The following is an 11,853-nucleotide window of genomic DNA, read 5'->3' on the forward strand; positions in this document are numbered from 1 at the left end:
CGTCTCTCCTTAAGCGTGCGCGAAGATGTCGACGTCTTCCCAGCCGGCCAGGTCGAGCGCGGCGCGGTGGGGCAGATAGTCGAAGGCGGCCTGGGCCAGGGCCATGCGGCCCTCGCGCACCAGCATGGCGTTCAAACGCTCGCGCAGGCCATGCAGATGCAGAACGTCCGAGGCGGCGTAGGCCACCTGCTCGGGGCTCAGCGAATCAGCGCCCCAGTCGGAGCTCTGCTGGGCCTTGGACAGCTCCACGCCCATCAGCTCGCGCGTCACGTCCTTGAGGCCGTGGCGGTCGGTATAGGTGCGGGCGAGCTTGGAAGCGATCTTCGTGCAGTACACGGGGGCCGTCATGACGCCCAGATGCAGCAGGAACATGGCGATGTCGAAGCGACCGAAGTGGAAAAGCTTCAGCACGGCCGGATCGGCCAGCAGCTTCTTCAGGTTCGGCGCATGATAGGTCGAGCGGTCCAGGCGCACCACGTGGGCGTCGCCGTCGCCGGACGACAGCTGCACCACGCACAGCGGATCGCGCCCGAGGCGCAGGCCCATGGTTTCCGAATCGATGGCGATCGCGGTCGCCCCGGCGAACACGCCGTCGGGCAGGTCGCCTTCATGAACAAAGCTGGCCAAGTGTCTTTCGTCTCCACGCGTCGGCGTCGTCGCGACCGGCGCCGCTCCGACGTCTTATAGTGGAGCGTCGGCGATGCACGCCAGATGAACGGAGTATCTATTGTAAGGAAAGCTTGGCGCCACCCGCTCTTCGCATGCTTGCGAGAGGGGTGGTGCCCAGGAGAGGACTCGAACCTCCACGACCTTTCGGTCACTGGCACCTGAAGCCAGCGCGTCTACCAATTCCGCCACCTGGGCCCGCGGCGCAACCCGTTGGGCCGCTGCGAGGCCGGGACGTTTATGCAAAGGTTCCGGCGGCGTCAATCGCATTTCTCACTTTTCTTGCGAACATCCCCAGGCTCGTCTAATCCCCCCTTCATCGCAGCGACGAGGAATGAAGATGCAGGGTCTGGTCACGGTGTTCGGCGGCTCGGGCTTCGTAGGAAGCCAGGTGGTGCGCGCCCTCGCCAAGTCGGGCTATCGCGTGCGCGTGGCCGTGCGTCAGCCCAATCTGGCCTATCGCATGCGCATGCTGGGCGATGTCGGCCAGATCGAGGTGATCCAGGCCAATGTGCGCAACGAGGCCTCGGTGGCCCGCGCGCTGGACGGCGCCGAGGCGGCCGTCAACCTGGTGGGCGTGCTGTGGGAAAGCGGCCGCCAGCAGTTCCAGAGCCTGCACGCCATGGGCGCCAAGACCGTGGCCGAGCAGGCCGCCGCCGCGGGCGTCAAGCGCCTGGTGCAGGTCTCGGCCATCGGCGCCAACGCCGATTCGGACGCCAAGTACGCCCGCACCAAGGCCGAGGGCGAGGCCGCCGTCCGCGCCGCCTTCCCGACCGCCACCATCGTGCGCCCGTCGGTGGTGTTCGGCCAGGAAGACAAGTTCTTCAACAAGTTCGGCCAGCTGGCCGCGACCGCCCCGGCCCTGCCGCTGGTCGGCGGCGGCGCCACCAAGTTCCAGCCGGTGTTCGTCGGCGACGTGGCCGCCGCCATCGCCAAGATCATCGCCACCCCGGGCGCGCAGGGCCAGACCTATGAGCTGGGCGGCCCGGCCGTCTACACGTTCAAGGAGCTGCTCGAGCTCGTTCTGACCGAGACCGGCCGCGCCCGCGTGCTGGCGCCCCTGCCCTGGCCGATCGCGGGCCTGGTGGGCAAGCTGGGCGACATCCAGGCCTCGCTCCTGCCGCTGGCCCCGCCTCTGACCACCGACCAGGTCGCCCTGCTGAAGGCCGGCGACAACGTCGTCGCGCCGGGCGCCAAGGGCCTGGCCGACCTCGGGATCGTCCCGACCGCCGTCGAGGCCGTCGTGCCGTCCTACCTCTACCGCTACCGCAAGGGCGGCCAGTACGCCCCGACCCCGGCCGGCGCGTTCTGATCCAAACCTTCCCTCTCCCCTTGCGGGAGAGGGCGGCCTCCCGGAGGGAGGTCGGGTGAGGGGTCGCACCAACGAAAAACGCCGCGACAGCTGATCGGCTGTCGCGGCGTTTTGCTTTTGAGAAACCCCTCATCCGTCGGCTTACGCCGACACCTTCTCCCGCAGGGGAGAAGGGCCGCGGCCGGCTCAGCGCGGGATGTAGAGCAGAGCCAGGCCGACGACGCCGACGGCGATCCGCCAGTAGGCGAAGGGCGCGAAGCCGTGGCGGGTGATGAAGTTCAGCACCGTCTTGACCACGAACACGCCCGAGATCAGCGCGGCCACGAAGCCCAGGCCGATCATGCCCATGTCCTTGGTGCTGAGCTGGTCGATGTTCTTGTAGAGGTCGTAGGCGAAGGCGCCGGCCATGGTCGGCATGGCGAGAAAGAAGCTGAACTCGGCGGCCGAGCGCTTGTCGCACTTCAGCAGCAGGGCGCCGGCGATGGTCGCCCCCGAGCGCGAGACGCCGGGCACCAGGGCCAGGCACTGGAAGAGACCGATGATGAAGGCCGTCTTCAGCGGATAGTCGGCCACGTCGGTGTGCCTGGGCTCGAACTTCATGCGGTCCAGACCCAGCAGGATGAAACCGCCGACGATCAGGGTGGCGCAGACCAGCGTGGGGCTCTCGTAGAGCACGGTCTTGATGAAGTCGTGGGCCAGCACGCCGACGAACACCGCCGGCAGGAAGGCCAGCAGGATGCCGATCACGAACCGGCGCGAGCCCGGATTGGTCGGCAGGGTCGTCAACAGGCCCCACAGCCGCCCGAAATAGACGCTGGTGATCGCCAGGATAGCGCCCAGCTGGATCAGCACCTGGAAGGTGTTGCCCGGGCTGTGGAAGCCCAGGAAGTGGCCGACCAGCAGCAGGTGCCCAGTCGACGAGACGGGAATGAACTCGGTCAGGCCCTCGATCAGGCCCAGCACGATCGCGATCAGCCAATCCGGCATGTCATTCCCTTGTGTAACAGGCCCTTACGAGCGGAAACGGGCGTGCGCCCGACACGGTAAAGAAAGGGTTTATCCAAAAAGTGGACCAATTTAGGGCATAGCTGCGAGTCGCTCGCAATGACCATGGCGGCGCCCCGGATATATTCGTACACTAATTTTACCACCGCATTCTTATTGCCCTGAAGAGTCCGTATGAGGCCCTCGCAAGCAAATTTTTCCCCGGCAGCGGGGGCGAGGGAAGGCGCATGGCCGAGCGCATGTTGAAATTCACGACCGTCGCGCGTCGCACGCCTGAAAAGCGGGCGGCCGAAGAGCGTAACGGCGACTTTCACGAGATCTACGCCGACTTCATCGACGCCAAAGCCAACGAGCAGGCCTCGCGCTGCTCGCAGTGCGGCGTGCCCTACTGCCAAACCCACTGCCCGCTGCACAACAACATCCCCGACTGGCTGCGGATGACCGCCGAAGGCCGGCTGGAGGAAGCCTACGCCCTGTCGCAGGCCACCAACTCGATGCCGGAAGTCTGCGGCCGCATCTGCCCGCAGGACCGCCTCTGCGAAGGCAACTGCGTCATAGAGCAGTCGGGTCACGGCACCGTGACGATCGGCTCGGTCGAACGCTACCTGACCGACAAGGCCTGGGAGATGGGCTGGGTGAAGCCGCTCGTGGCCGCCGCCGACCGCGGCCAGTCGATCGGCGTCGTCGGCGCCGGGCCCGCGGGCCTGGCCGCCGCCGAGAAGCTGCGCGAGCAGGGCTACGCCGTCACCGTCTACGACCGCCACGACCGCGCCGGCGGCCTGCTGATCTACGGCATCCCCGGCTTCAAGCTGGAAAAGGACGTCGTCGAGCGCCGCACCCAGCGCCTGGCCGACGGCGGCGTCACCTTCAAGCTCGGCTTCGAGGTCGGCAAGGACGCCACCCTGGAAGACCTGCGCGCCCAGCATGACGCCGTGCTGATCGCCGTCGGCGTCTACGCCGCGCGCGACCTGACCGTTCCGGGCTCGGGCGACAAGGGCGTGGTGCCCGCGCTCGACTACCTGATCGCCTCCAACAAGAAGACCCTGGGCGACGACGTGCCGGCCTATGACAGCGGCGAGCTGAACGCCCAAGGCAAGGACGTGGTCGTGGTCGGCGGCGGCGACACCGCCATGGACTGCGTGCGCACGGCCATCCGCCAGGGCGCGACCTCGGTCACCTGCCTCTATCGCCGCGACAAGGCCAACATGCCCGGCTCGCTGCGCGAAGTGGCCAACGCCGAGGAAGAAGGCGTCACCTTCGAATGGCTGGCCGCCCCGCGCGCCCTGTCGGGCGACGCCGACGCCGTCACCGGCGTGAAGGCCATCCGCATGCGCCTGGGCGCCCCGGACGCCTCGGGCCGCCGCAGCCCCGAAGAGATCCCTGGCGGCGACTTCGACCGTCCGGCCCAGCTGGTGGTCAAGGCCCTGGGCTTCGAACCCGAGAACCTGCCGCAGACCTGGTCGGCGCCCGACCTGAAGACCACCCGTTGGGGCACGGTGAAGGCCGACGTCCGCAACCAGATGACCAACCTCGACGGCGTCTTCGCCGCCGGCGACATCGTCCGCGGCGCCTCGCTGGTGGTGTGGGCGATCAAGGACGGCCGCGACGCCGCCGCCGCCATCCACCGCTACCTGAAGGCCAAGGCCGGCGCTCCCGCGCTGATCGCGGCGGAATAAGGAAAGAGAGATCAGACCATGAGCCAGATCGACCTCTATCTGAAGAACCGCCAGGCCCTCATCGACGGCCACGCCTACGACCCGACCACCGAGCGCGACGCCTGCGGCGTCGGCCTGGTCTGCGCCATCGACGGCCAGCCGCGCCGCGAGGTCGTCGAACTGGCGATCAAGGCCCTGAAGGCCCTGTGGCACCGCGGCGCGGTGGACGCCGACGGCAAGACCGGCGACGGCGCCGGCGTGCTCGTCAGCGTCCCGCAGGACTTCTTCATCGACCAGGTGCGCCGCACCGGCCACGCCCTGCGCCAAGGTCCGATCGCCGTCGGCCAGATCTTCCTGCCGCGCACCGACCTGGGCGCCCAGGAGACCTGCCGCACGATCGTCGAGGCCGAGGCCCTGCGCTTCGGCTTCTACATCTACGGCTGGCGCCAGGTGCCCGTCGACACCTCGGTGATCGGCGAGAAGGCCAACGCCACGCGTCCGGAAATCGAGCAGATCATGCTGGCCGGTCCGGCCGGCCTGGAGGGCGAGGCGCTGGAGCGCGCCCTGTTCCTGTGCCGCAAGCGCATCGAAAAGCGCGTGCACGCCCAGAACATCAGCGACTTCTACATCTGCTCGTTCTCGGCCCGCTCGCTGATCTACAAGGGCATGTTCCTGGCCGAGTCGATCGACGAGTTCTATCCGGACCTGAAGGACGAGCGCTTCGCCGCCGCCGTGGCGATCTTCCACCAGCGCTACTCGACCAACACCTTCCCGCAGTGGCGCCTGGCCCAGCCCTTCCGGATGCTCGCCCACAACGGCGAGATCAACACGATCAAGGGCAACATCAACTGGATGAAGTCCCACGAGATCAAGATGGCGGCCGACGCCTTCGGTGAGTTCGGGGACGACGTGAAGCCGGTGATCCAGCCGGGCGGCTCGGACTCGGCGAGCCTGGACAACACCTTCGAGGTGCTGGTCCGCGCCGGCCGCGACGCGCCGATGGCCAAGGCCCTGCTGGTGCCCGAGGCCTCCAACCCCAACATGAGCGACGAGCACAAGGCGCTCTATTCCTACTGCAACGCCGTGATGGAGCCCTGGGACGGTCCGGCCGCCCTGTGCGCCACCGACGGCCGCTGGGTCGTGGCCGGCAAGGACCGCTCGGGCCTGCGCCCGCTGCGCGTGGCCTATACCGACGACGGCCTGGTCATCATGGGCTCGGAAGCGGGCATGTGCGGCGTCGAGGAAAGCCGCATCACCCGCAAGCTGGCCATCGCGCCGGGCCGGATGATCGCCATCGACCTGAACGAGGGCAAGCTCTACGGCGAGGACGAGATCGTCGACGAACTGGCCGGCCGCCACCCCTACACCGAGTGGCTGGGCAACATGGTCGATCTCGAGAAGGAGATCGCGCCCGGCCCCGAGCCGCGCAGCTACGGCCGCGAGGAGCTGACCCGCCGCCAGGCCGCCGCCGGCTACAGCCTCGAAGACCTGGAGATGATCCTCGCCCCGATGGTCGAGGACGGCAAGGAAGCCGTCGGCTCGATGGGCGACGACACGCCGCTGGCGGTGCTGTCGGAGAAGTACCGCCCGCTGTCGCACTACTTCCGCCAGAACTTCAGCCAGGTGACCAACCCGCCGATCGACCCCCTGCGGGAGACCGGCGTCATGAGCCTGAAGACCCGCTTCAAGAACCTCGGCAACATCCTGGCCCAGGACGCCGCCCAGGCCGACGTGTACGTGCTGGAAAGCCCCGTGCTGACCACCGGCATGTACATCCGCATCCGCGAGCTGCTGGGCGAGAAGAACGTCGCGGTCATCGACTGCACCATGCCGCTGCCGGCGGCCGAGGCCCGCGCCGGCGACGCCCTGCGCGCCAACCTCGACCGCATCCGCGCCGAGGCCGAGGACGCCGTGCTGCGCGGCTGCGGCGCCATCGTCCTGACCGACGAGGCCAGCGACGAAGGCCGCGTCGGCCTGCCGATGATCCTGGCCACCGGCGGCGTGCACGCTCACCTCGTGGCCAAGGGCCTGCGCTCCTACGTCTCGCTGGTCGTGCGCTCGGCCGAGTGCCTGGACACGCATTACTTCGCGGTGCTGGTCGGCGTCGGCGCCACGGCGGTCAACGCCTACCTGGCGCAGGAGAGCTTCCAGGACCGCCTGGAGCGCGGCCTGGCCGGCGACAAGACGCTGCGCGACGTGTGCCTGAACTTCAAAGGCGCCATCGAGGGCGGCCTGCTGAAGATCATCTCCAAGATGGGCATCAGCGTCATCTCCTCGTACCGCGGCGGCTACAACTTCGAAGCCGTCGGCCTGTCGCGCGCTCTGGCCGCCGAGTTCTTCCCCGGCATGCCCTCGCGCATCTCGGGCATCGGCCTGGCCGGCATCGAGACCAAGACCGTCGAGCTGCACCGCAAGGCCTGGGAGCTGTCGGCGGTGACCCTGCCGGTCGGCGGCCTCTACAAGTCGCGCCGCTCGGGCGAGGCCCACGCCTTCGAGGCGCGCCTGATGCACACCCTGCAGAGCGCCTGCGACACCGGCGACTACGAGCTCTATCGCCGCTGGTCCTCGGGCCTGCGCACGCAGAAGCCGATCCAGCTGCGCGACCTGCTCGACTGGCGCTCGGACCGCAACCCGATCTCGACCGACGACGTCGAGAGCGTCAACGAGATCCGCAAGCGCTTCGTCACGCCGGGCATGAGCCTGGGGGCCCTGAGCCCCGAGGCCCACGGCGCGCTGAACATCGCAATGAACCGCATCGGCGCCCGCTCGGTGTCGGGCGAGGGCGGCGAGGACTCGGCCCGCTACAAGCCGCTGCCGAACGGCGACAACCCCAACAGCGCCATCAAGCAGGTGGCTTCGGGCCGCTTCGGCGTCACCGCCGAGTACCTGAACCAGTGCGTCGAGCTGGAGATCAAGGTCGCCCAGGGCGCCAAGCCCGGCGAAGGCGGGCAACTGCCCGGCTTCAAGGTCACCGAGATGATCGCGCGTCTGCGTCACTCCACCCCTGGAGTGATGCTGATCAGCCCGCCGCCGCACCACGACATCTATTCGATCGAGGACCTGGCCCAGCTCATCTACGACCTGAAGCAGATCAACCCGATCGCCCGGGTCACGGTGAAGCTGGTCGCGGCCACCGGCATCGGCGCCATCGCCGCCGGCGTAGCCAAGGCGAAAGCGGACGTGATCCTGGTCGCCGGCGGCGTCGGCGGCACGGGCGCCTCGCCCCAGACCTCGGTGAAGTACGCCGGCGGTCCGTGGGAGATGGGCCTGTCGGAAGCCAACCAGGTGCTGACGCTGAACAACCTGCGCCACTCTGTGGTCCTGCGGGCCGACGGCGGCATGCGCACGGGCCGCGACGTGGTCATCGCCGCGATGATGGGCGCCGAGGAGTTCGGCATCGGCACCGCCTCGCTGGTGGCGATGGGCTGCATCATGGTGCGCCAGTGCCACTCCAACACCTGCCCGGTGGGCGTCTGCACCCAGGACGAAGCGCTGCGCGCCAAGTTCACCGGCACGCCGGACAAGGTCGTCAACCTCTTCACCTTCGTGGCCGAGGAAGTGCGCGAGATCCTGGCGGGCCTGGGCTTCAAGTCCTTGCAGGAAATCGTCGGCCGCACCGACCTGCTGGCGCAGGTTTCGCGCGGCGGCGAGCACCTCGACGACCTCGACCTGAACCCGCTTCTGGTTCGCGCCGATCCGGGCTCGAACAAGCCGTACAACACGGTCGTCGGTCGCAACGCGGTGCCCGACACGCTGGACGCCCAGATCGTTCGCGACGCCGCTCCGCTGCTGGAGCGCGGCGAGAAGATGCAGCTGACCTACACGGTCCGCAGCACGGCGCGCACCATCGGCACCCGCACCTCGAGCCACATCGTCCGCAAGTTCGGCATGAAGGGCCTGCCCGCCGGCCACCTGACCGTCCAGCTCAAGGGCTCGGCCGGCCAGAGCCTGGGCGCCTTCGCGGTGCAGGGCCTGCGCATCGAGTTGACCGGCGAGGCCAACGACTATGTCGGCAAGGGCCTGTCGGGCGCGACGATCACCATCAAGCCGCCGCGCGGCCTGGCGGCGCCGGAGACCAACACCCTGATCGGCAACACCGTGCTGTTCGGGGCCACCTCGGGCCGCCTGTTCGCGGCCGGCCAGGCCGGCGAGCGCTTCGCCGTCCGCAACTCGGGCGCCACCACGGTGGTCGAAGGCTGCGGCGCCAACGGCTGCGAATACATGACCGGCGGCCAGGTGGTGATCCTCGGGCCCACGGGCGGCAACTTCGGCGCGGGCATGACCGGCGGCATGGCCTTCGTGCTCGACCAGCACGACCGCTTCTCGGCCAACTACAACCCCGAGAGCATCATCGTGCAGCGCCTGGCCTCGCCCTACTGGGAAGGCGTGCTGCGCTCGCTGATCGCCGAGCACGCCCGCGAGACGGACTCGGCCTTCGCCGAGAGCCTGCTGCGCGACTGGGACCGCGCCCGCGACCTCTTCTGGCAGGTGTGCCCGAAGGAGATGGTCAGCCGCCTGCCCCAGCCGCTGGCGGCCGAGGAAGCGGTTCACGAGCGGGCCTGAGGGTCCGCCCGCAACGAGATCCGTCGCCTTCTTCCGGGGCGACGGCCGCGCGGCGCGCCTCCCAGCCCGCCGCACGACGAGGGGAGCGCTCCGGCCCGAGCGCTCCCCTTTGTTGTTTTGATCCTCCCTTCCCCCTTGATGGGGGAAGGGCCGGGTATGGGGGTGACAACAGCGCCGGCCGACGAACACTGACGCCCGTCATCTTCGTCAGCCCCCCCACCCCTGCCCCTCCCCCATCAAGGGGGAGGGAAAGCATCACCCACATAGCGCGCCCGGGGACGGATCAGCCGGCCCGTCCTGGCCTGCTCCAGGGCGTGCGCCAGCCAGCCCGCCGTGCGGCCGACCGCGAACAGGGCGAAGGGGGCGTCCTCGGGCAGGCTCAGGGTCCGGGCCAGGGCGACCAAGGCAAAGTCGATGTTGGCCGCCTGGCCGGTGGCGACGACCACCGCCTGGCGCAAGGCGGCCATGTCCGGCGCGGGATCGAAGGCCGCCAGCAGGGCCGCCGCGCGCGGGTCGCCGTCGGGATAGAGCGGATGGCCAAAGCCCGGCAGCGGCGCGCCCTGGTCCAGACGCACGGCGACCGCTCGCTCGGCGCCCTCTCGTTTGGCCTCGCGGGCCAGGGCCTCGACCCGGGCGGCCATGCCGCCGTGCAGCGGTCCCGACAGGGCCGAGAGCCCAGCCAGCGCCGCGGCCGACAGCGACGCGCCGGTCGAGGCCGCGACCCGCGCGGCGAAGGTCGAGGCGTTGAGCTCGTGGTCGGCCAGCAGGACCAGCGCCCTGCGCACCAGGTCGCCGCCGGCCGCGTCCAGGCCCCAGGCGGCGGCCAGCCGCTGGTGGATCAGCCCCTCGCCCGCCCGCCCCGCCACGGCGTCGGCGACCAGATCGAGCAGGCCCGCCGCCTCCTGCGCCAGCATCAGCGGCGCGCGGCCCCGGGCCGGACGATCCTCGCCGGCGCGGGCGGCGAGATCCGCAAACAGCCGGGCGCGGATGGTCGGCGCGGCGCTCGGCGCATGGGTGGCGACGGCGGCCTCGGCCGCATCGTCCCGCAGCAGTCGCCCCACCGCCTCGAAACTCTCGGTCCCGGCCAGCTGCACGGCGTCGCGACCGCGATACCACAGGCGCCCCGCCCGCACGGTGGTGATCGCCGAGGCCAGCACCGGCTCGCCCCAGGCGATGGCTTCGGCGGCGACGTCGGCGGCCTTGCGGCCCCGCGCCTTGCGCTTGGCCAGCGCCGCCACGTCGGAGGCGCGATAGAGGCTGCGACGCGGATCATCCGGATGGGCATGAGCCTCGATCCGCCCCCGGCTGACATAGGCGTACAGCGTCTGGGCCCGCACGCCGAGCCGCGCCATCGCCTGGTCCGCATCGAGCCAATCGTCCGCCATGAATATTGATTATATTGATCAAGATTGACGATCAAGCCGTCGGAGCGATCATCACCGGCGAAAGGAGACCTCAGTCATGGTCCAAGTTTCCACCGGCCTCGAAGGCGTGATCGCCGCCGCCACCGTGCTTTCAGACGTCGACGGCCAGGCCGGCCGCCTGACCATCCGCGGCTGGGCGGTGGAAGACCTGGCCGGCCACGCCCGCTTCGAGGACGCCGTCCACCTGCTGCTGGACGGCTTCTTCGACGACCTTCTCGCAGACCTGGCCCCGGCCCTGGGCGAAGCGCGAGCGCGGGCCTTCGCCGAGATCGCCGCTCTCGATGACTCCCTGGCCGCCCGCGATCCCTATGACGCCATGCGCGCCCTCCTGGCCCGCCTGCCCGACGGCGACAGCCTGCGTGACGCCCTGGTGCTGGCCGTGGCGCCGGCCGTGTTCACCGCCGCCGTGCTGCGCCGCCGCCAGGGGCTGGAAGCGGTCGCGCCGGACCCCGCCCTGCCCCACGCCGCCGATGTCCTGCGGATGATCCGGGACGCGGCGCCGACCGACGGCGAGGCCCGCGCGCTGGACGCCTATCTGGTCACGGTCTGCGACCACGGCCTCAACGCCTCGACCTTCGCCGCTCGTGTGGCGGCCTCGACGCGGGCGGGGCTGGGCTCGGCGGTGCTGGCGGGCCTGTCGACGCTGAAGGGCCCGCTGCACGGCGGCGCGCCCGGGCCGGTGGTCGACATGCTCGACGCCATCGGCACGGCTGGCAACGCCGTCCCCTGGCTGGAGGCCGCGCTCGACGCCGGCGAGCGGCTTATGGGCTTTGGCCATCGCATCTACCGCGTCCGCGACCCCCGCGCCGACGCCCTCAAGGCGGCCCTGTCACGGCTGTCGAAAAGCGCCGGCGCCCTGCCCGGGCGCCTGGCCCTGGCCGAGGCGGTGGAGCGCGCGGCCCTCGACATCCTGCGCCGTCGCAAGCCCGACCGGCCGCTGGAGACCAATGTCGAGTTCTACACCGCCCTGCTGCTGGAGGCGCTGGGCCTGCCGCCCGAGGCCTTCACCTGCGTGTTCGCGGCGGGCCGCACGGCCGGCTGGATCGCCCACGCGCGCGAGCAGCAGGCCAGCGGCAAGCTCATTCGTCCGCAATCGGTCTATGTCGGGCCCCGGCCCAGGGCGGCGGCCTGACGGCCGCTGCTTCCCAGCTGCGCAAGATTGTTGCGAAAGACACACATGAGGGCGAAAGCACATATCGAAGTTCGCTGAACTTGACACATTTTTGAC

7 protein-coding genes and 1 tRNA gene are annotated in these 11,853 nt (G+C 69.8%); 4 read left to right on the forward strand and 4 right to left on the reverse strand.

Features of this window, described 5'->3' with window-relative positions; translation table 11 throughout:
* Positions 1-9 precede the first annotated feature (9 nt).
* Together V6S85_RS04030 and V6S85_RS04035 are read right to left on the reverse strand one after the other, a co-directional pair.
* Positions 10-627, reverse strand: a complete 618-nt coding sequence (locus V6S85_RS04030; protein ID WP_101720588.1) for a ribonuclease D — start codon at positions 625-627, stop codon at positions 10-12.
* A 150-nt stretch (positions 628-777) separates the two neighbouring features.
* A tRNA-Leu gene (locus V6S85_RS04035) sits at positions 778-864 on the reverse strand.
* Between the two features lie 142 nt (positions 865-1,006).
* Between V6S85_RS04035 and V6S85_RS04040 the strand changes: the two genes are divergently transcribed.
* A complete protein-coding gene (locus V6S85_RS04040; RefSeq protein ID WP_116569563.1) occupies positions 1,007-1,978 on the forward strand; it encodes a complex I NDUFA9 subunit family protein in 972 nt (323 codons plus the stop codon).
* 186 nt (positions 1,979-2,164) lie between these two features.
* On the opposite strand, the gene V6S85_RS04045 is transcribed toward V6S85_RS04040, so the two are convergent.
* Positions 2,165-2,965, reverse strand: coding sequence for an undecaprenyl-diphosphate phosphatase (locus V6S85_RS04045; protein WP_334348130.1), 801 nt, complete (start codon positions 2,963-2,965; stop codon positions 2,165-2,167).
* Positions 2,966-3,210: 245 nt separating this feature from the next.
* Here V6S85_RS04045 and V6S85_RS04050 point away from each other — a divergent pair, with 245 nt between their 5' ends.
* A complete protein-coding gene (locus tag V6S85_RS04050; protein WP_334348131.1) occupies positions 3,211-4,659 on the forward strand; it encodes an NAD(P)-dependent oxidoreductase in 1,449 nt (482 codons plus the stop codon).
* 18 nt (positions 4,660-4,677) lie between these two features.
* Complete coding sequence (gene gltB, locus V6S85_RS04055; RefSeq protein ID WP_116569486.1) at positions 4,678-9,201, forward strand: glutamate synthase large subunit; 4,524 nt, start codon at positions 4,678-4,680, stop codon at positions 9,199-9,201.
* Positions 9,202-9,437: 236 nt separating this feature from the next.
* On the opposite strand, the gene V6S85_RS04060 is transcribed toward gltB, so the two are convergent.
* Positions 9,438-10,586, reverse strand: coding sequence for a citrate synthase family protein (locus V6S85_RS04060; RefSeq protein WP_334348132.1), 1,149 nt, complete (start codon positions 10,584-10,586; stop codon positions 9,438-9,440).
* A 76-nt stretch (positions 10,587-10,662) separates the two neighbouring features.
* Between V6S85_RS04060 and V6S85_RS04065 the strand changes: the two genes are divergently transcribed.
* Positions 10,663-11,757, forward strand: coding sequence for a citrate synthase/methylcitrate synthase (locus tag V6S85_RS04065; protein WP_334348133.1), 1,095 nt, complete (start codon positions 10,663-10,665; stop codon positions 11,755-11,757).
* The last annotated feature ends 96 nt before the right edge of the window (positions 11,758-11,853 follow it).

The sequence above is a fragment of the Caulobacter sp. CCNWLW153 genome (assembly GCF_036889365.1).
GTDB lineage: Bacteria > Pseudomonadota > Alphaproteobacteria > Caulobacterales > Caulobacteraceae > Caulobacter > Caulobacter radicis.

Coding starts and splice junctions, on each gene's coding strand:
- V6S85_RS04040 (WP_116569563.1), top strand. CDS start 1,007: ATGCAGGGTCTGGTCACGGTGTTCGGCGGCTCGGGCTTCGTAGGAAGC.
- V6S85_RS04045 (WP_334348130.1), bottom strand. CDS start 2,965: ATGCCGGATTGGCTGATCGCGATCGTGCTGGGCCTGATCGAGGGCCTG.
- V6S85_RS04050 (WP_334348131.1), top strand. CDS start 3,211: ATGGCCGAGCGCATGTTGAAATTCACGACCGTCGCGCGTCGCACGCCT.
- gltB (WP_116569486.1), top strand. CDS start 4,678: ATGAGCCAGATCGACCTCTATCTGAAGAACCGCCAGGCCCTCATCGAC.
- V6S85_RS04060 (WP_334348132.1), bottom strand. CDS start 10,586: ATGGCGGACGATTGGCTCGATGCGGACCAGGCGATGGCGCGGCTCGGC.
- V6S85_RS04065 (WP_334348133.1), top strand. CDS start 10,663: ATGGTCCAAGTTTCCACCGGCCTCGAAGGCGTGATCGCCGCCGCCACC.